This window comes from Variovorax palleresanus (genome assembly GCF_051144945.1).
GTDB classification, from domain to species: Bacteria; Pseudomonadota; Gammaproteobacteria; order Burkholderiales; family Burkholderiaceae_C; genus Variovorax; species Variovorax paradoxus_S.
Genome location: NZ_JBJNVP010000001.1, coordinates 530003 through 547649 on the forward strand (window position 1 = coordinate 530003; position 17647 = coordinate 547649).

Annotated in this window: 18 protein-coding genes and 1 pseudogene; 14 read left to right on the forward strand and 5 right to left on the reverse strand. The window is 68.1% G+C overall.

What is annotated here, in order from left to right; all coding sequences use genetic code 11:
• Window positions 1–56: 56 nt before the first annotated feature.
• Window positions 57–851, forward strand: coding sequence for a precorrin-3B C(17)-methyltransferase (gene cobJ, locus ACJ7Z0_RS02495; protein WP_434788518.1), 795 nt, complete (start codon window positions 57–59; stop codon window positions 849–851).
• Here the strand turns inward: cobJ and ACJ7Z0_RS02500 are convergent.
• Window positions 812–1585: a cobalt-precorrin-6A reductase gene (locus ACJ7Z0_RS02500; protein ID WP_434788519.1), complete on the reverse strand. Its 774-nt coding sequence runs from the start codon at window positions 1583–1585 to the stop codon at window positions 812–814. The two genes, cobJ and ACJ7Z0_RS02500, sit on opposite strands and share 40 nt — an antisense overlap.
• Here ACJ7Z0_RS02500 and cbiE point away from each other — a divergent pair.
• From cbiE to cobF, 5 genes are all read left to right on the forward strand, one after another.
• Window positions 1584–2798 carry a precorrin-6y C5,15-methyltransferase (decarboxylating) subunit CbiE gene (gene cbiE, locus ACJ7Z0_RS02505; protein ID WP_434788520.1) on the forward strand — a complete coding sequence of 405 codons (1215 nt, stop codon included), beginning with the start codon at window positions 1584–1586 and terminating at the stop codon, window positions 2796–2798. The genes ACJ7Z0_RS02500 and cbiE overlap by 2 nt on opposite strands.
• Complete coding sequence (locus ACJ7Z0_RS02510; RefSeq protein WP_434788521.1) at window positions 2780–3211, forward strand: cobalamin biosynthesis protein; 432 nt, start codon at window positions 2780–2782, stop codon at window positions 3209–3211. Before cbiE ends, ACJ7Z0_RS02510 begins: the two co-directional genes overlap by 19 nt.
• Entirely contained in the window at window positions 3208–3990 is a 783-nt protein-coding gene (gene cobM / locus ACJ7Z0_RS02515) for a precorrin-4 C(11)-methyltransferase (RefSeq protein WP_434788522.1), read from the forward strand. The genes ACJ7Z0_RS02510 and cobM overlap by 4 nt, the downstream gene beginning before the upstream one ends.
• Window positions 3991–4069: 79 nt before the next feature.
• Entirely contained in the window at window positions 4070–4756 is a 687-nt protein-coding gene (locus ACJ7Z0_RS02520; protein WP_434788523.1) for an energy-coupling factor ABC transporter permease, read from the forward strand.
• Window positions 4757–4790: 34 nt separating this feature from the next.
• Window positions 4791–5597 carry a precorrin-6A synthase (deacetylating) gene (cobF, locus tag ACJ7Z0_RS02525; RefSeq protein WP_434788524.1) on the forward strand — a complete coding sequence of 269 codons (807 nt, stop codon included), beginning with the start codon at window positions 4791–4793 and terminating at the stop codon, window positions 5595–5597.
• Window positions 5598–5779: 182 nt separating this feature from the next.
• On the opposite strand, the gene ACJ7Z0_RS02530 is transcribed toward cobF, so the two are convergent.
• From ACJ7Z0_RS02530 to ACJ7Z0_RS02540, 3 genes are all read right to left on the reverse strand, one after another.
• Window positions 5780–6643 carry a hypothetical protein gene (locus ACJ7Z0_RS02530; protein WP_434788525.1) on the reverse strand — a complete coding sequence of 288 codons (864 nt, stop codon included), beginning with the start codon at window positions 6641–6643 and terminating at the stop codon, window positions 5780–5782.
• Window positions 6644–7030: 387 nt separating this feature from the next.
• Window positions 7031–7324, reverse strand: a complete 294-nt coding sequence (locus ACJ7Z0_RS02535; protein WP_434788526.1) for a type II toxin-antitoxin system RelE/ParE family toxin — start codon at window positions 7322–7324, stop codon at window positions 7031–7033.
• 7 nt (window positions 7325–7331) lie between these two features.
• Window positions 7332–7649: a ribbon-helix-helix protein, CopG family gene (locus ACJ7Z0_RS02540; protein WP_434788527.1), complete on the reverse strand. Its 318-nt coding sequence runs from the start codon at window positions 7647–7649 to the stop codon at window positions 7332–7334.
• A gap of 190 nt (window positions 7650–7839) precedes the next feature.
• Here ACJ7Z0_RS02540 and ACJ7Z0_RS02545 point away from each other — a divergent pair.
• A pseudogene (locus ACJ7Z0_RS02545) lies at window positions 7840–7992 on the forward strand (DUF1016 N-terminal domain-containing protein); the annotation flags it as partial.
• Window positions 7993–8046: 54 nt separating this feature from the next.
• On the opposite strand, the gene ACJ7Z0_RS02550 reads toward ACJ7Z0_RS02545, so the two are convergent.
• Window positions 8047–9450, reverse strand: a complete 1404-nt coding sequence (locus ACJ7Z0_RS02550; RefSeq protein WP_434788528.1) for a HipA domain-containing protein — start codon at window positions 9448–9450, stop codon at window positions 8047–8049.
• 516 nt (window positions 9451–9966) lie between these two features.
• Here ACJ7Z0_RS02550 and ACJ7Z0_RS02555 point away from each other — a divergent pair.
• The 7 genes from ACJ7Z0_RS02555 to ACJ7Z0_RS02585 all read left to right on the forward strand — a co-directional run bounded on the left by ACJ7Z0_RS02555 (window position 9967) and on the right by ACJ7Z0_RS02585 (window position 17614).
• Complete coding sequence (locus ACJ7Z0_RS02555) at window positions 9967–10740, forward strand: enoyl-CoA hydratase/isomerase family protein (RefSeq protein WP_434788529.1); 774 nt, start codon at window positions 9967–9969, stop codon at window positions 10738–10740.
• A gap of 130 nt (window positions 10741–10870) precedes the next feature.
• Complete coding sequence (locus ACJ7Z0_RS02560) at window positions 10871–11512, forward strand: TetR/AcrR family transcriptional regulator (protein ID WP_434788530.1); 642 nt, start codon at window positions 10871–10873, stop codon at window positions 11510–11512.
• 102 nt (window positions 11513–11614) lie between these two features.
• On the forward strand, window positions 11615–12586 hold the full coding sequence (locus tag ACJ7Z0_RS02565) for a Bug family tripartite tricarboxylate transporter substrate binding protein (protein ID WP_434788531.1): 972 nt from the start codon (window positions 11615–11617) through the stop codon (window positions 12584–12586).
• A gap of 46 nt (window positions 12587–12632) precedes the next feature.
• A complete protein-coding gene (locus ACJ7Z0_RS02570) occupies window positions 12633–13832 on the forward strand; it encodes an acyl-CoA dehydrogenase family protein (RefSeq protein WP_434788532.1) in 1200 nt (399 codons plus the stop codon).
• A 3-nt stretch (window positions 13833–13835) separates the two neighbouring features.
• The gene (locus tag ACJ7Z0_RS02575; protein WP_434788533.1) at window positions 13836–14951 is read left to right on the forward strand and encodes an acyl-CoA dehydrogenase family protein; all 1116 of its coding nucleotides are present in this window, start codon (window positions 13836–13838) and stop codon (window positions 14949–14951) included.
• A gap of 10 nt (window positions 14952–14961) precedes the next feature.
• Window positions 14962–17073, forward strand: coding sequence for an acetate--CoA ligase family protein (locus ACJ7Z0_RS02580; protein ID WP_434788534.1), 2112 nt, complete (start codon window positions 14962–14964; stop codon window positions 17071–17073).
• On the forward strand, window positions 17063–17614 hold the full coding sequence (locus ACJ7Z0_RS02585; protein WP_434788535.1) for a nuclear transport factor 2 family protein: 552 nt from the start codon (window positions 17063–17065) through the stop codon (window positions 17612–17614). The genes ACJ7Z0_RS02580 and ACJ7Z0_RS02585 overlap by 11 nt, the downstream gene beginning before the upstream one ends.
• Window positions 17615–17647: the final 33 nt, after the last annotated feature.

Below are 17647 nucleotides of genomic sequence, written 5' to 3' on the forward strand. Positions count from 1 at the left end.
GCCGCCCGGCCGCCCGAAGGCGCTCGCACCGCAGTGCGCAGCACGGAGGTCGCCTGATGAGCGTGCCGACGCATGCCGCGGGCTGGCTGGTCATCGCCGGGCTGGGCCCTGGCGCCGATGGCTGCGTGACACCCGAGGTGAGCGCGGCCCTGGCCGATGCCACCGACGTGGTTGGCTACATCCCCTACGTGGCCCGGGTGGCGCCGCGCGCCGGACTCAGGCTGCACGCGAGCGACAACCGCGTCGAGCTGGAACGCGCCGCCCACGCGCTGCGCCTGGCCGCCGAAGGCCGGCGCGTGGTGGTGGTGTCGTCGGGCGACCCGGGTGTGTTCGCGATGGCCTCCGCGGTGTTCGAGGCGGTAGAGGCGGGCGATGCTGCATGGCGCCTGCTGGACGTGCGCGTGTTGCCCGGGATCACCGCGATGCTGGCTGCCGCCGCGCGCGCCGGCGCGCCGCTGGGCCACGACTTCTGCGCCATCAACCTGTCGGACAACCTGAAGCCATGGGCGCTGGTGGAACGCCGTCTGCGGCTGGCGGTGCAGGGCGATTTCGCGATGGCCTTCTACAACCCGCGCTCCGTGTCTCGCCCGAGCGGCTTCGCCCGAACGCTGGACGTCCTTCGCGAGGCCTGCGCAGCGGCGGGAAGCCCGGCGCGTCCGGTGATCTTCGCCCGTGCCGTGTCCACGCCCGACGAGACCATCCGCGTGGTCGCACTTGGAGATGCACAGCCCGAAATGGCCGACATGCGTACCGTCGTCATCGTCGGCTCCAGTCTGACGCGGGTCATTGCCCGCGAGGGCCGACCCTGGGTCTACACGCCGCGCTCGGCGCCGCGCGAGGTGGGCGCATGATGCGCTGCCTCCAGCCACAGCAGCACCTCGGCCACGCGCGTCGCTTCCTGCCGCGCGGGCAGCGGTGGCCGCGCCACCATCACGATCGGCAGCTCGAGCTCGCGGGCCGCGTGCAGCTTGGCCTCCGCACCGGTGCCGCCGGCGTTCTTGCAGACCAGGACGTCCACGCGCTGCGCGCGCAGCAGGGCGATGTCGCCTTCCAGGTCGAAGGGCCCGCGCGAGACGATGACCGTGTGTTGCGGCAAGGGCGGCCGCAGCTCGGGCAGGTCGACCAGCCGCAGGATGTAGTGGTGCTGCGGCTGTGCCGCGAAGGCAGACAGGTGCATGCGGCCCAAGGCCAGCATCACGCGCCGCGGTGGTCCGCTCAGCGCGGCGACAGCCGCGGGCAGGTCGGGCACGGGCTGCCAGCGGTCGCCAGGACCTGCCTGCCAGCCGGGGCGAGTCAAGGCCAGCAAGGGCAGGCCGCACTCCGCGCAAGCCGCCACCGCGTTCGCGCTCATGCGCGCGGCGAAGGGATGGGTGGCGTCCACGACGTGCGTCACCCGCTCTTCGCGCAGGTGGCGCACCAGGCCGTTCACGCCGCCGAAGCCGCCCACGCGCACGGCGATGGGCTGCGCCTTGGGCTGGGCCACCCGGCCGGCATAGGACAGCACGGCGCGTTCGCCCCTTTCGGCGAGCGCCCGCGCCAGCGCGCTCGCTTCGAGCGTGCCGCCCAGGACCAGGACATTGCGCATGGCTGAATTCACTTCTGAAGTTACCCCGTGGTTGACGATCATCGGGCTCGGCGAAGACGGGTGGGAGGGCCTGCCTTCCGCCAGCCGCGCGGCACTCGATGCGGCCGATCTGGTGGCCGGCAGCGCCCGGCATCTGGCGTTGTTGCCCCATCTCCGCGCCGAGCGGCTCGAATGGCCGGTGCCGTTTGCCGATGGCATCCCGATCCTACTGGCACAGCGCGGTCGCCGCGTGGCGATGCTGGCCTCGGGCGACCCGTTCTGGTTCGGCGCGGGCAGCTCGGTGACGCGCCATCTCGGCGCGCACGAATGGCATGCCTTGCCCGCTGCATCGACCTTCGGCCTGGCGGCTGCGCGCCTGGGTTGGCCGCTGGAGCACTTGACCTGCCTGGGCTTGCACGCGGCGCCGCTGGCGCGTCTGCGACCGCACCTGCACACGGGCGAGCGGCTGCTGCTGCTGCTGCGCGACGGTGCCGCAGTGACGGCGCTCGCGCGCTACCTCGTCGACAACGATTTCGGCGCCAGCGCGATGAGCGTGCTCGAAGCACTGGGCGGCCCGCACGAGCGGCGGCGCGACGTCGCTGCGTGCGCCTTCGACCTGGCCGATGTGCGGCATCCGGTGGCCGTGGCCTTGCAGTTGGCCGGAACGGGCATGGCCATGCCGTGCAGCACAGGCCTGCCGGACGACGCATTTGCGCACGACGGCCAGCTCACGAAGCAGAAGGTGCGTGCCCTGGCGCTGTGCGCCCTGGCACCGCGGCCCGGCGAGCGGCTGTGGGACATCGGTGCGGGCTCCGGGTCGATCGGCATCGAATGGCTGCTGGCGCATCCGAGGTGCGAGGCCGTCGCCATCGAGGGCGACCCCGAACGCGCGATGCGGCTGCGTGCCAACGCGGACCGGCTGGGCGTCGATCGGCTCGTTTTGGTGACAGGCAGCGCACCCGAAGCCTTGGCCGGCCTGCCGCCGCCGGATGCGGTCTTCATCGGCGGCGGCCTCAGCGATGCAATGCTGGCGCATCTGTGGCGCTTGCTTCCGCAAGGCTGCCGCGTGGTGGCCCATGCAGTGACGCTGGAATCCGAAGCGCTGCTGAGCGACTGGCACGCGCGCGCCGGCGGCAGCCTGACACGCATCGAGCTGGCGGAGGCCGCGCCATTGGGAACGCGGCGCGCCTGGCGCGCTTCCTACCCAATCGTGCAATGGAGTGCGACGCGATGATGGTGGCGGGTTTCGGCTTCAGAAGCGGCGCGACGCTGGCATCGCTGCGCGACGCGTTGGCGCACGCGGCCGCGGCCTTGCAACCCACGGTGCCGGTGCAGTCGGTTGCCTGGCTCGCCGCTGCGCAAGACAAGGCCGACGCACCGTGCCTGCGTGCGCTGGCCGAGGCGCTGGGCGTGCCGGTGTGCGCCGTGGAGGCTGCGCGCATGAACGCCACCGTCACCCTGACCGACCACGCCCGGGTGCGTGTGCTGCGCGGCAGCGGCAGCACCGCCGAAGCCGCGGCCCTGGCGGCAGCCCTGATGCACGTCGGTCCGGGTGCAACGTTGCTTCATCCACGCGTGGTGTCGACCGACCGCCTTGCCACCTGCGCGATCGCCGCGCGAACCCAACAACCGGAGTTTCGACCATGACCATCCACTTCATAGGCGCCGGTCCCGGTGCGCCAGACCTGTTGACCCTGCGCGGGCGCGACCTGATCGGCCGCTGCCCTGTCTGCCTCTATGCCGGCTCGCTGGTGCCCGAAGAAATTCTGGCGCACTGTCCACCCGGCGCGCGTATCGTCAACACCGCGCCGCTCGATCTCGACGCCATCGAGGCCGAATTCGTCGCCGCCCATGCGGCAGGGCAGGACGTGGCGCGGCTGCATTCGGGCGATCTGTCCGTGTGGTCGGCCATGGGCGAGCAATTGCGCCGTCTGCGGGCCGTCGGCATCCCCTACACGGTCACGCCCGGCGTGCCCTCGTTCGCCGCCGCGGCGGCCGCGCTGGGTGCCGAGCTCACGCTGCCGGGCCTGGCGCAGTCGGTGGTGCTGACGCGCACATCCGGCCGCGCGTCGCCCATGCCCTCGTGCGAGACCTTGGCGGGCTTCGCCGCCACCGGAGCCACGCTCGCCTTGCACCTGTCCATCCACAAGCTGGCCGAGGTGGTTGCAGAGCTGGTGCCGTTCTACGGCGCCGAATGTCCGGTTGCCGTGGTCTATCGTGCAAGTTGGCCGGACGAGCAGATCTTCCGCGCGACCTTGGCCACCATCGAGGCGACGATGGGCGAGGGCGTGGAACGCACCGCGCTGATACTCGTCGGCCCCGCACTGGCCGCAGAAGGCTTCGCCGAAAGCCGCCTCTATGCCGGCGACTACGATCGAAGGTTCCGGCCGACACGCGCCGAACCGGGCAATCCGCCAAGCACCTGACATCGCATTTCTCGTTTCCTCCCATCAACCCCCTCGCAGCTCCGCGCAGCGGACTGCACTCACCCTACGGAGCCCCGCCATGCACATGGAACCCGGAATCGTCGACGGCAGCAAGATCGTGCTGTCCTATGCCACGGCGAGCGCCTGCGCGCTCTATGCAGTGAAGCTGTCCCTGAACCACATTCGCGAGGAGGGAGTGGGCTCGCTGCTGCTGCGCAGCGTGCTCGCCGCCATGCTGGTCTTCGTCTTCTTCGAGGTGTTCCCGCACGCGCCGGTCGGTGTGTCCGAGGTTCACCTGATCCTGGGCTCGTCGCTGTTCCTGATTCTGGGCGCAGCGCCCACCGCCATCGGCCTGGCCGCGGGGCTGGCGCTGCAGAGCCTCTTCTTCGAGCCGCAAGACCTGCCGCAGTACGGCATGAACGTCACCACCTTGCTGGCCGCGCTGTTCGCCCTGCAGGCGGTGGCCAAGCGGGTGCTGCCGGCCAAGCTTCCCTATGTCGAGCTGGGCTACGTGCATGTGCTCAAGATGTCGGTGGTGTTCCAGGGAGGGATCGTCACCTGGGTGGCTTTCTGGACGATCTACGGCCGCGGCTTCGGGGCGGAGACGCTGCAAGCCGTGGGCAGCTTCGGCGCCGCCTACATGACGGTCGTGCTGCTGGAGCCGCTGGTCGACCTGGCCGTGCTGGCAGCAGCCAAGGGGCTGCGCGGGCGGGCAGGGCAGGGTGGGTCGGTGCTGCTGACGCGGCGTCTGCACCACGCAGCCTGACCACGAGTTGGCCGATTGCCGCGCAGGCCCGCTGATGGATGCCGTTTCCGTTTCCACGATCGAACTGATGCTGATTGGCATCGGCACCGGCAATCCCGAGCATCTCACGCTCCAGGCCATCGGTGCACTGAACCGCGCCGACCTCATCCTGATTCCGCGCAAGGGCGCCGACAAGGCCGAGCTCGCCGACTTGCGCCGCAAGATCTGCGCAACGCATCTGAACGGCCAGGCCCGACTGGTCGAGTTCGATCTGCCTGTGCGCGACATCGCCGCGCCCAGCTATCTTGACGGCGTGCACGAGTGGCACGCCGCCATCGCCGCCGTGTGGGCGGAGCAGATCGCCACATGCCTGCCTCATGGCGGTCGCGTGGCACTGCTGGTCTGGGGAGACCCCTCCCTCTACGACTCCAGCATGCGCATTGCCGAACGGTTGCAAACGGCTGGCATGGCGCTGCGGGTCGAGGTGATTCCCGGCCTGAGCAGTATTCAGTTGTTGACCGCCGCACACGCCATCCCGCTCAACACCCTGGGGGCCCCGGTGCTGATCACCACCGGACGTCAGTTGAGGGCCGGCGGCTGGCCGGCAGGCCTGGACACGGTCGTGGTCCTGCTCGACGGTGCCGGCGCTTTTCAGGTTCTACCCCCGGAGGGCATTGAGATCTATTGGGCAGCGTATCTGGGGATGCCGCACCAATTGCTTCTTGCCGGCCCTCTGGCCAGCACGGGACCACGCATCTCTGCGCTTCGCGCAGCAGCCCGCGAGGAGCACGGCTGGATCATGGACAGCTACCTTCTTCGACGGAACTCCGCAACCGTCACCTACGAAGACGATTTGATATGACTTGCGAATTCGAGCAGCGACTTCCGCTGTTTGGTGTTTAGCTGACCGAACCACAGGATGAGTTTGGCGAGCTCGTCATCCGGTGCGTAAAAGTATCTTAGTCGAACATCTTTCGCCGCTCTAGTCGTTCATGCTGCAGGCGCAGGGGCAATGGGTGGCATTGGCAGTGCACCCACGCCCCATCAAATCCCCCGGGTCCGAATCTTCATGCTCGACCGACGCAGCGCAAACACGCCGTCGAAGGTCCGGCACCACACGATATCCTGAGAGCTTGCGATGAGGCGTGCAGGCATCGGATACCCGCCGCCCGGTGTCAGCAGTTCCGTCGAGAAGACGAACTCCCGCTCGGGCGGGGCCTTCGCGGACGCGTCCTTCCTGCCGGCTTCCTCCCTGGCGATGAAGGCCGCGAGTTCGCCGAAGCCCTGCGCGGCCTCCGAAGCGAGCTTGCGCTGAAGGTCCTCCGAGGGCCGGGCCAGTTCGTCGAGGCTGTAGATCGAGGGCAACTGGTACATGTACAGGCCCGACCACCGATCGGCCCCGCTGCCCTGTTCGAGCTGGACTGCCGCAGCCGCCACCAGCCTGCCGTTGGGCGACTTGCTGATGGAGAGATAGGGCGTTGCGCCCGTGCGCACTGCGCCGCCAACATCGGCGAGCTCGAGCCCCTGCCGGATCGCCGCATCGAGGAACAACTGCCGCGGCTCGAGCCTGAGCTTGCCCTTCATGCGGGCCGCATCGAGGCCGGTCTGGCTGTCGACCATGCCCATGTTGGCGAGCGCGCCCAGGGCACCGAACACCAGGCCGGCCGTCAGACTGCCGCCCTGTGTCTGCGTGTAGACGATGGTCTTCGCGTCGTCGAGGTGGCGAGTGGCGTGCCGCGGCTCCTCCACGATCGCCGCATGCGCGAGCACGAACATCGACGGTGCGTCCGCCGCGACGGGACGATTCCTGTAGCTCGGCGGCGCCACGCAAGCCGTCAGGCCGGCTAGCGCCAGCAGCGCGCACACTCCCACCGCGCGACGATGCGCGCGGGCCTCGAAACCGATCATGGCTTTTTCTCCTCACTCCGTGGTCCGACAAGCCGCTCTTCGGCGGCGGGCGGATCATAGCCGCCGGACCGTACGCAACCGTTGCCGGTCGGTTCGCAGACGGCCAGTCGCATGGACGCCTTCGGCTTCGGTGGCCCGACGCCGGTGATGAATCAGCGCGAGCGGCTTGATTGCTCGAAAAGGTGGCCGACCGATTGGAAAGAAGGTTCGACGCCGCCCGCGTGACTAGCGCGCAAGTTCCGCGTCGAAAAGGGGACGGTGCTGCGCGCCGTGTGTGGGGGCGCTCGACTCGGTGCTGTGCCGCCTGGGTCGAGGCGAGAGGGGGAGGGAGGGGATGCGGTGAGCCGCGTTCGGTGCGCTAGGCTGAAGGCGCGGGCAGGCGGTCCTTCAGTGCTTGAACCCGGACTCGCGCTGGGCTCGCAGTGCCAGGATGAAGACGGTCTCGATCCCAGCCAGGTAACGGTACAGCGCCACATAGCCGCGGTTGCCCTTGCCGATGATCAGCTCGCGCTTTCCGCCTGCGACGGGGCGGCCGATCAGCGGGCTGCGCGAAAGGATCTGAATGGCCTCGAGAATCTCCCCGACCCGGCTCGCCACATCGGCGACCTGGTGTTGTTCCAGATGGTCGATGAAGCGGTCGATGTCATCCAGAACCTCCGGTGCCAGCTCGATGCGGACCATGGCCCGGTCAGGGCGCCGGCCTGCGCGCCATAGGCCGGCGCGGTTTCTGGCCGGCCGCGCGTGCCTTCAAGTAAGCCGCAGCGTCCTCCCAGGCGACCGATTCGCCGGTGCGCTGCAGCGCCGCCCACCGCTTGTCTGCGATCCGATGCAATTCCTCGTCCAATTCGCTGCGCTCGACCATGTCGGACAGCGCGTCCAGAATGAACGCGTGCGAAGACCTGCCCGACCTCGCAGCCGCAGCCGCGATGCGGGCCTTGAGCTCATCTTCAAGACGGATGGTCGTTGTCGGCATGTTGATGGACCTCATGACGTTGACGGTGTGCAAGTGTAGCACACTTGTAGCACATCGGGTCTTGCAGCTCGCATGTCTTTAGTGCCCATACTCGAAACAGGACAGAAAGTTTCGAATTGCTGTCAAATTGCGGTATGGAGCCCTGCTGCGCCGCAGGTTCGCAGGTGCCGATTCGGAGCTTCGGGTATGAAACGCAGGTCTAAAAGCGAGACGGCGGCATGGGCTCCGAGGCTTTTCGCGGCCGAACCTGTTCCGCATGCGGCAGTTCTACGAGACCTATGTCGACGCGGGCGAGAAAGTCTCGGCACTGCTGAGACAAATCCCCTGGTCTTGCCCGCGCCGGGGTCCAGCCTCGGCTCTCGAACTAAGGGACTGAGGGCCGCAACCGATCCGTTGGGCCCCCGCCGCACTGCGCAGAACGCAGCACAGCTCAATGCGGCTGATTCGTATCGCCTGCTGAATCCCGGTCAGGGTCCTCCAGCACCGGGAGCAGAGGGGCCACTATTTCACCAATGTGTTGAGCGTTCCTGGCGCCGATTTCGCGCATCTCCGGTGAGAGCCGCGGGTCCGCTGCGGCGGCTGTCCAGAAGCGGTGTGCCGCTTCGAACGCCTGCTCCCAGACCTCAGGCCTGGCCCCCAGCGACTGAAACGATGGCGTGACGAGCCGCAAGGGCGGCTCGATGCCGCCTCCGACGGGCGCGTACATCATGGGGAGCATGTCGTAGGCCGGCGATACCTCGGTAGGTCGCCCTCGCTCGTCGGTCATGAGCGAGAGATTCTCAAAGTGTCGATCGCCATTGCCGATCAGCTCTGAGAAGGCGGTCAGCACGAGGATCCGCCGCACGGAGTCAGGCCCGATCATTCCTGCTTCCTCGCAGCGCTGCGCGAACGATGGCCAGTTGTCCCGCATCCTGAACAGCTCGTCATCGATCGCCCCTGCGGAGATCATTCCCCGGCGGCCGAACCGCCCGACTCGGTCGAAGCGCTCGACCTCGAGGAAGCCGTACTCCTCCATCTCGAAGTAGCGAGCCGGAGCCGCTGGCATCCCGGACTCGCCGAGGGCGCGCAACGCCAAGTCCTCCAGGAGAAGCATTTCCGAGGAGCGGGTCCCGACGCGTGCAAACTTCACAATGAGATGCCCATTCGCCTCTGTCTCGCACGTGAACTTGGGCTGTTCGCCGCCCGCGCTGCTGCCGGCGCCCGTCTGGCTCGTCGCGTTCGCCAAATCCTGATAGGCCCGAGGAATGTCGGCGGTCGTGATCGGCGGGACCTGCCGCGACGCCATGTGGGCCGCGAACGAACTGGCGCCCCACATGAGCGCCCCAGCCACATCCGACCCGACCGAGCAGAGGAACTTCACCCGGTGATCGTCGGACCAGTCGCGAAGGGAGGAGGGCACCCCAATTTCTGTGGCCACGACCTTCGCGATCCGTGCGCCGAGGTAGCCGGACGGCGCCGCGAATGCCATGGCCGGCGGCAGCCCTTCGTGCAAGCGGCTGTCTGGCCCGCCAAGATCGACCCAGGTGCCACCTCGGAGAAAGTTGACGGCGCCAATCTCTGTGACCCGACCATCCTCGCTCACCCGGAAGATGGGCTGAGGGGTGGGCACGGGTTCGGTGCGGACGAGTGCGTAGCGGGGCGTGCGCACGCCAGGTTCCCGGAATCGAAGAACTTCGGCACCGAATTCGTGAATGGTCCGAGAGAAGGTTGCTTGACTGACTTGAAGGAGCGCAAGCAGCTCGCCAACAGGCCTCGGTCCCTGGGAAAGAGCGTGACGGACGAGCGTCTTTCTGTCTGCCTCGCGGGCTCCCGATGATCGGGTTGCGGCGCTCATTGAATCATTGAATGAATAGTTCGGTGAACGACAAGTCTACTACATCGCGACAGCGTCGGCGCATATGGCCCATGCCGTTCGGTCACGACGCCAGCGCCTCTGCTACCTTCGGACTTTTTGAGCGAGTTCGAATGTCGATGACACTTCGCGATACCCCCGCCGAAAAACGGCAAATCTACCGCGACGCCTTGGCCGCAGAGCAGGCCCGCTCATTGGCTGCGACCGACAATTGGTGCCGACATGAAGGCCTTCCACCAGGCCTATCACCCTCGCATGGTCGAACTGCTTGGCGAGGCGATGGCCCTGTACGCGCAGCAGCTGCCGCCTGGCCGATCGGAACGAAGCTACAAGAGCCATCTCCAGCCACGCTGCGCCGCTGCGTGGATCGCAAAGCTCGCTGCCCCTGTCTCGACTGCGACTGCCTGGTGTCCTCATGATTTGCCAGGAAAGAAACTTCTGCTCCAAAATAACTTACCGTGCGACAGGTAATATCTTATTGAATTTCAAGGAGACATGATGGCTTTCAACACGTTGCAGCTAGTGGTCAAGGATCGGATCGCGGTGGTCACGCTCGATCGTCCTCCCGTCAATGCCCAGAACGCCGAACTGCGCAGCGAACTGACTCAGGCGTTCGACGAGCTTTCCGACCGCGAGGACGTGTCGGTGGTCGTCCTCACCGGCAGCGGCAAGACCTTTTCGGCGGGTGCCGACATCCGCGAGCGCCCCAATCTCGGCGCGACGCCGGGCGCCTACGGCCGCCACAACCGGTTGGTGCGCGAGTCCTACTATGCGGTCGTCGAGTGCGCCAAGCCCGTCATCGCCGCGATCAACGGTCCGGCGATGGGTGCGGGTTTCGGCCTAGTCATGGCTTCCGACATCTGGGTTGCCTCGGAGGACGCGTTCGTCTCGATGCCCGAGATCAACGTCGGCCTTGCCGGCGGCGTGACCTTTCTGCAAGAGGTGTTCGGGCGCTCGCGCGCACGGCGCATGTTCTACACGGGCATGAAGGTCACTGGCCAGGAGTTGTACCGACTCGGCCTCGTGGAAGCCTGTCTGCCGGCCGACAAGCTCATGCCCTATGCGATGGAAATTGCCGCAGAGATCGCCTCCAAGAGCCCGATCGCGCTGCGCCTGGCCAAGGAAGCTGCGCGCATGACACAGGTGATGCCTTCGCGCGATGCCTACCGCTACGAGCAGGGCAACACGGTGGCGCTGTCAAAAACGGAAGACGCGAAGGAAGCGCAGCGCGCCTTTCTCGAGAAGCGCGCGCCGGTCTACACCGGACGCTGACGGCAGGCGGTGCCCGGCCGTGCGCCACGCATGTGCGTGCTATTATTTTTGATCCCGCGGGTTCGCGCACCTGCGTATCCAGGCGCTCCCGCGGGCTTCCACGCCAGAACTTCAAGAGGACCTTCGCCCCATGGCCACCCTGTCCAACGTCGCCGAGGCGACCGATCCGGAACGGGGCTCTAGGCGCAAGTCCGACGTGCGCCAAGAGCAGTTGACCGAGATCGCCTGCCGGCTGTTCGCCAAGAAGGGCTACGAAGGCACTTCGCTGCGCGACATTGCCGACGAAGCCAAGATCACCAAGGCTGCGCTCTACTACCACTTCCCCAACAAGGAAGCGTTGTACGAACGCATCGTGCTCGAGTCGATGCAGACGCTGGTGGACTCGGTGCGCGAGGCGATGTCCCGCGGCACGAGCCCGCTGGACAAGGTGCGCCTGTTCATGGAGTCGTCGGCCGACTTCCTGGACCGCAACCGCAATTCGTGGATCGCGGGCTCCAACGCCTTCTGGTCCGGCAGCGAGGGCGATCCGCGCGCGGGCGCCGTCTATCTGCGCGACGAGTACGAACACCTCCTGCGTGATTGCATCGCCGAGGCCATCGCCAAGGGTGAGGTTCGCAAGGTCGACCCTGCCATTGCCGGGCGCATGCTGCTGTCGATGCTCAACCACATCTGCCGCTGGCATTCGCCCAAGGGGCGGCTGAGCACGCGCGAGGTGATCGAGCAGTACCTCGACATGGCCTTCGGCGGCCTGCGCGCGACACCGCGCACCTGATCTTCCGGACACGGTGGCGCGAATGCGCGCCGCATTGCCCGAGAGGGTAAACCCGGTTATTAACTTACCGGCCGTTAAGTAAACTTTGCTCGAGATTCAACGATGCAAGCCCTTCAACGATTCCTTCTTTCGGTGTGCTCCGGCGTACTGGCCGCGGCACCGGTTCTGGCCCTGGCGTTTCCTGACAAGCCAGTGCAGCTGATCGTTCCGTACGCGGCTGGCGGACTGACCGACAACCTGGCACGCGTCATTGCGCCAGCGCTGTCCGCACGCTGGGGACAGCCGGTGGTGATCGACAACCGAAACGGGGGAGGGACCTCGATCGGCACCGCCGCAGCCGCACGTGCGCCCGGCGACGGCTACACGCTGCTGCTCACCGCCTTCGGCTACATCGGCAATCCGCTGCTGATGAAGAACCTGCCCTACGACCCTGCCGCGCTGGTGCCCGTCACCATCGTGGCAGATGCGCCCAGCGTGCTGTTCGTGTCGGCCAAGCTGCCCGTCGATACCGTGCCCGAGTTGATCGCCTATGCCAAGGCGCATCCGAAGCAGGTGGTGTTCGCATCTTCGGGCAACGGATCGAGCCCGCACATCGCTGCGGAATTGCTGGCTTCGCTGGCGGGCATCGACATCGTGCATGTGCCTTACCGCGGCAACGGGCCCGCGCTGAACGATCTGCTGGGCGGCCAGGTGCAGGCGATGTTCGATTCCCCTGCATCCATGTCCCATGTGCGCGCCGGCCGGCTCAAGGCCCTTGGCGTGGCCAGCGACGCACCCGTGGCGCGCTTGCCCGGGCTGGTGCCCATCGCGCGCTCGGGCGTGCCGCAACTCGCGGGCTTCGCCGCAGGCGGCTGGTTCGGTCTTTTCCTGCCGAGCAAGACGCCGGCCGAACTGCAGCAACGCATTTATGCCGACCTGCGCGCTGTGCTGGAGACCCCCGAGATACGCGCGGCCATCGAGCGCGCCGGCGTGGAGCCGCGCCTCATGACCCAGCCCGAGTTTGCAGCCTACCTGCGCGCCGAGCACGACCGCTGGGCGCCAGTGATCCGCGAGCGCCGCATTCAGCTCGACTGAGGAAGACCCGATGTCCAGCAGCTTTCATTGAGACCCGACAAGACACATGACAAGTCCAACATCGACCGATCCCTACGCCGCTTTCCGCGAGGAACTGCGCCAGTTCGCCGCCGAGCAGTGCCCGGAAGACCTCAAGCGCTTCGTGCGCAGCAATCGCAAGATCACGCGCAACGAGTACCGCATCTGGCAGGAGAAGCTCTTCGCCCGCGGCTGGGCCGCGCCCAACTGGCCGGTGGCCCACGGTGGCACGGGCTGGGACCTGCAGCAGCGCTACCTGTTCGAGGAGATCACCGCGCAGGCCGATTGCCCGCCGCAGTACCACCACGGCCTGGGCCACATCGGCCCGGTGATCCTGCACTTCGGCACCGAGGCGCAGAAGGCGCGCTTCCTGCCACGCATCCTCGACGGCAGCGAGTGGTGGTGCCAAGGCTACTCAGAACCCGGTGCCGGTTCCGACCTGGCTTCGCTCAAGACATCCGCACGGCGCGATGGCGATCACTACGTGCTCAACGGCCAGAAGATCTGGACCTCGCACGCGCAGGAGGCCGACATGATGTACACGCTGGTGCGCACCTCGAGCGAAGGGCGCAAGCAGGCCGGCATCTCGCTGCTGCTGGTGCCAATGAACGCGCCCGGCATCGAGGTGCGCCCGATTCCCACCATCGACCACTGGCACCACGTCAACGAGGTGTTCCTCAACGACGTGCGCGTGCCGTGCGAAAACCTGGTCGGCGCCGAAGGCGAGGGCTGGAAATGCGCCAAGTTCCTGCTCGACCGCGAACGCCTCTCGCCCGCGACCGTGCCGCGCCTGGCCCGGCTCGCCGAGCAGGTCGAGGAGCTCTTGATGGCTCGGCGCGGCGCCAATCCCGCCGCGGCCGCCTCGCCCAGCTTCCATGTGCTGCTGGAACGCCTCTACCTGGCCCAGGCCGGCGTGAAGGGCGCGCGCGAGATGCTGCTGAGCGCCATCCAGGAGGAGATGCAGGGCACGCTGGCGGCGTCCAAGTCGTCGGCGCTCAAGCTCTTCTGCTCCGACCTGTCGCAGCAGATCATCGGCATTGCACTCGACATTGCGGGCCCGGCGTACGCGGCGCGGCTGGTGGCGTCCACCGGTGTCGATGCCGAGCAGGACGTCGACCTGCAGCGCGAGCTCGTGCACACCTATCTTTTCTACCGCTCGCGCACCATTGCCGGCGGCACCAGCGAAGTTCAAAAGAACGTCATCGCGCGCGACCTGTTCGGAGCTTGATCCATGCCATTCCATGCTGAGCCGATGTTCCCCGGCGACCTCTACGACACGACCTTGCGCGTCGCTTCTTCCGCAGCCGCCACGGCCGGTGCCGACGCCGATGCCCGCGCGGCGGGTGCGGCCTGGCGCCAGTTCCTGGACCTGGGCTGGCAAGCCGTGCTGGTGGCCGAGGCCAGGGGCGGCGCCGGTGCCTCGCTGGGCGACATCGCGGCCATCGCCGAGGCGGCCGGCCGCCATGCGCTGGCCGCACCGCTGGTCGAACGCTGCGCCGTGGCGCCGACCTTGCTGTCGCGCATCGCCGGCAACCCCGCCGCCGATGCGCTGCTGGGCGAGATTGCAAGCGGCGAGGCCTCGGTCTGTCCGGTGCTGGCACTCGACGAGCCCGCACCTACGGCGCGCCTGGAGGGCGGGCGCGTGGTGTTCGACGGCTGCCTGCGCGGCGCCGACCTGACCGAGCCGGTGACGCACCTGCTCGTGCTGGCCGCGCTGGATGGCAAGGACGCGCTGGTCCTGCTGCCGCGCGCCGCGCTGGCCGAGCTGGCCGCCTCCGCGCGCGGCTACATGGGCATCGATGCACGCCACACCGCGGACATCGACGTCGCGGGGCTCGCACTGCCCGAAGCCGCCGTGCTGCTGCACGGCGACATGGTTCGCCCGCTGGTGGGGCATGCCAATGCGGTGGGTGCGTTGCTGTCGTGCGCGCAGATGGTCGGTGCCATCGGCGCCATGATCGAGCAGACCATCGAGTACCTGAGCATGCGCGAGCAGTTCGGCGTGGCGCTCGCCACCTTCCAGGCCTTGCGCCACAAGGTGGTGGAGATGTACGTGGCCTACGAGAACGTGCGCGGCATGGTGCGCCAGCAGGTGCAGGTGCTGGACGGCTTGCGCGGGGCGCTGCCGGGGCGCGAGGCGCGCCGCGAACTCGCACTCGTGAAGCTGTACCTGGCCGTCACCGGCCGCCAGGTCGCGGAGACGGCCATCCAGCTGCACGGCGGCATCGGCATGTCGCGCGAACTGCCTGCGGCGCGCCTGGCCATGCATGCCCTCGCCTGCAGCCAGCAGTGGGGCGATCGTTTCAGCCAGCTCGATCGGCTCGCCGCCGATGCCGCGCTGCATTGAGGAGCCTGTGATGCATTCGCTTGATTCGCTTTTTCATCCTTCGTCGGTGGCGTTGATCGGCGCCTCGTCCGATCCCGAGCGCATCGGCGGACGGCCACTGCGCTTCATGCTCGAAGGCGGCTTCGAGGCGCCGCTCTATCCGGTCAACAGGAGCGGCGACACCATCCAGGGCCTGCCCGCCTTCGCCAGCGTGCTGGACATTCCGCATCCGGTCGACCAGGCCGTCATCGCCGTGCCGGTGGCCGGCGTGGAAGCGGCGGTGCGCGACAGCATTCGCAAGGGCGTGAAGGCGATCCAGGTGCTGACCGCCGGCTTTGCCGAGATCGACGACGCCGGCCGGGCGCTGCAGGACCGCCTGGTGCAGATGTGCCGCGATGCCGGCGTGCGCATGGTAGGGCCCAACTCGCTGGGTCTGCTCAACGTGCCCACGCGCTTCTTCTCGACCTTCTCCACCGCGCTGAATGGCCTGAAGCCCAAGGCCGGGCCCATCGCGCTCGCCACGCAAAGCGGCGCCTTCGGCTCCGCCGCCTATGGCATGGCATCGCTGCGCGGGCTGGGCTTCAGCAAGATCATCGCGACCGGCAACGAAGGCGACGTCGACGTGGCGGAGTGCATCGACTATCTCGTGGACGATGCCGGCACGCGCGTCATCTGCGCCGCGCTGGAATCCTGCCGCGACGGCGAGCGCCTGCGGCGCGCGTTGCTGAAGGCCGCCGCCGCCGGCAAGCCCGTGCTCATCATGAAAGTGGGGCGCACCGAGGTCGGCGCCGCCGCAGCCTCGACGCACACAGGCTCGCTGGCCGGCAACGACGCGGTCTACGACACCGTCTTTGCGGAGTGCGGCGCCTGGCGGCCCGAATCGCTTGAGGAGATGCTCGACATCGCCTACGTGTTCTCGGTCGCGAACGCGCTGCCGCACAACGCCGGCATGGGCATCGTCACCGGCTCCGGCGGCATCGGCGTGCTGATGGCCGACGACGGCGGTGGGCGCGGCATGTCGCTGCCGCCGCTACCCGAGGCTGCGCGCCGTGCGGTGCTCGAGCTGCTGCCGTTCGCGGTGGCGAGCAATCCGCTGGACATGACGGCGCAGGTCACATCGGTTGCCAGCGGCGTGTCGCGCACCGTGGGCATCATGTTGGACCACACGGACTATGGCACCGTGTTCGCCTACCTGGCGCACGTGGGCCTGTCCCCCGAGCGCTTCGCCTCGACGCAGGCCGAACTGATCGCGCAGCGCCAGCGGCATCCGGACCGGCTCATGGTGCTGGTGATGCTGTCGAAGCCCGAGGTCAACCAGGCGCTCGAACAGCACGGCATTCCGGTCTTCGAGGACCCCTCGCGCGCGGTGCGTGCGCTGGCCGCGCTGGCGCACATCCGCGCGCGCCGGCTGGCCCTCTACACGCCGGTGCAGCGAGTGCCCGCCGCGTCGCTGCGCGGAGACGTTTCGACCGAGGACGGCGCCAAGCGCGCGCTGGCGCAAGCCGGCCTGCCCGTGCCGCCGGAGCGCCTGTGCCGCAGCGCCGGCGAAGCCGCGGCTGCCGCGCGGGCCCTGGGCTTCCCGGTGGTCGCCAAGATCGTCTCGCCCGACATCCCCCACAAGACCGAGGTCGGCGGCGTCATGCTCGGCCTGCAGGACGCAGCGGCGGTCGAGGCGGCGTACGCAGCGCTGATGGCGCGCGCCGGCAAGGCGCGGCCCGACGCGCGCCTGGAGGGCGTGCTGATCGCGCCGATGCTGCAGGGCGGTGTCGAGGTCATCCTGGGCATCCACCGCGACCCGACGTTCGGGCCGATGGTGATGTACGGCTCGGGCGGCACGGCCGTCGAGCTGTTCAAGGACGTGGCCTTCGCTTCCGCGCCGCTGACGCCGGCGCGCGCCGCCGGACTGATCGAGCGCGTTCGCTCGACGCAACTGCTGCGCGGCTGGCGCGGCGGGCCGCGCTACGACGAGGCTGCGCTGATCGATGCACTGTGCCGCCTGTCCGACTTCGGCATGGCGCATGCGCACGAGCTGGAAAGCGTCGACATCAATCCGTTCGTGGTGCGCGCCGAAGGCGCCGCATGCCTCGACGCGGTGATCGTGCTGCGTGAAACGGAAACGAAGGAGCATTCGCATGCCATCTGAAGAACGCCTGGCCGCGCTGGAGGCGCAACTCGAAACCTTGACCGCGCGCGAGGCCATCCGTACATGCCTCTACCGCTATTGCCGCGGCATCGACCGCTGCGACGAGGCAGCGCTGCGCTCGTCCTACTGGCCCGATGCCACCGACCGCCACGGCCCCTACAGCGGCAGCGCCAACGGCTTCATCGACTGGGCACTGGCCAAGCTCAAGGAGAGCGGCCGGGTGATCCACATGATCGGCAACATCTCGATCGAGCTGCGCGGTGCCGAGGCGGCAGTGGAGAGTTACTTCCAGGCTTTCCAGGTCGACGCAGACGCGCAAGGCAAGGAGCGCGAGACATTTCTCGTCGGCCGCTACATCGACCGCTTCGAGCGGCGCGGCGCGGGCGAATGGCGTGTGGCCGCCCGCACCGTGGCGTACGACTGGATCCGCGAGTCGGCGGCGCCGGTCGGCACCGAAGCCGAGCGCTTCGGCGTGCGCCAGCCGAACGGCGGCCGCTTTCCCGACGACCCCTGGTACGCGCTGACGGCATCGCTGCCGTAGCCGGCGCCTCACCGCTGCGCACCCGCCCGAAGA

What these genes read in the sequence shown, in the direction of transcription:
- ACJ7Z0_RS02500 (WP_434788519.1), bottom strand. Translation starts at nt 1,585, where the DNA reads ATGCGCAATGTCCTGGTCCTGGGCGGCACGCTCGAAGCGAGCGCGCTG.
- ACJ7Z0_RS02560 (WP_434788530.1), top strand. Translation starts at nt 10,871, where the DNA reads ATGGCCACCCTGTCCAACGTCGCCGAGGCGACCGATCCGGAACGGGGC.
- ACJ7Z0_RS02575 (WP_434788533.1), top strand. Translation starts at nt 13,836, where the DNA reads ATGCCATTCCATGCTGAGCCGATGTTCCCCGGCGACCTCTACGACACG.
- ACJ7Z0_RS02585 (WP_434788535.1), top strand. Translation starts at nt 17,063, where the DNA reads ATGCCATCTGAAGAACGCCTGGCCGCGCTGGAGGCGCAACTCGAAACC.
- ACJ7Z0_RS02570 (WP_434788532.1), top strand. Translation starts at nt 12,633, where the DNA reads ATGACAAGTCCAACATCGACCGATCCCTACGCCGCTTTCCGCGAGGAA.
- ACJ7Z0_RS02565 (WP_434788531.1), top strand. Translation starts at nt 11,615, where the DNA reads ATGCAAGCCCTTCAACGATTCCTTCTTTCGGTGTGCTCCGGCGTACTG.
- ACJ7Z0_RS02550 (WP_434788528.1), bottom strand. Translation starts at nt 9,450, where the DNA reads ATGAGCGCCGCAACCCGATCATCGGGAGCCCGCGAGGCAGACAGAAAG.
- ACJ7Z0_RS02535 (WP_434788526.1), bottom strand. Translation starts at nt 7,324, where the DNA reads ATGGTCCGCATCGAGCTGGCACCGGAGGTTCTGGATGACATCGACCGC.
- cobJ (WP_434788518.1), top strand. Translation starts at nt 57, where the DNA reads ATGAGCGTGCCGACGCATGCCGCGGGCTGGCTGGTCATCGCCGGGCTG.
- ACJ7Z0_RS02530 (WP_434788525.1), bottom strand. Translation starts at nt 6,643, where the DNA reads ATGATCGGTTTCGAGGCCCGCGCGCATCGTCGCGCGGTGGGAGTGTGC.
- ACJ7Z0_RS02555 (WP_434788529.1), top strand. Translation starts at nt 9,967, where the DNA reads ATGGCTTTCAACACGTTGCAGCTAGTGGTCAAGGATCGGATCGCGGTG.
- cobM (WP_434788522.1), top strand. Translation starts at nt 3,208, where the DNA reads ATGACCATCCACTTCATAGGCGCCGGTCCCGGTGCGCCAGACCTGTTG.
- ACJ7Z0_RS02510 (WP_434788521.1), top strand. Translation starts at nt 2,780, where the DNA reads ATGGAGTGCGACGCGATGATGGTGGCGGGTTTCGGCTTCAGAAGCGGC.
- ACJ7Z0_RS02520 (WP_434788523.1), top strand. Translation starts at nt 4,070, where the DNA reads ATGCACATGGAACCCGGAATCGTCGACGGCAGCAAGATCGTGCTGTCC.
- cobF (WP_434788524.1), top strand. Translation starts at nt 4,791, where the DNA reads ATGGATGCCGTTTCCGTTTCCACGATCGAACTGATGCTGATTGGCATC.
- cbiE (WP_434788520.1), top strand. Translation starts at nt 1,584, where the DNA reads ATGGCTGAATTCACTTCTGAAGTTACCCCGTGGTTGACGATCATCGGG.
- ACJ7Z0_RS02580 (WP_434788534.1), top strand. Translation starts at nt 14,962, where the DNA reads ATGCATTCGCTTGATTCGCTTTTTCATCCTTCGTCGGTGGCGTTGATC.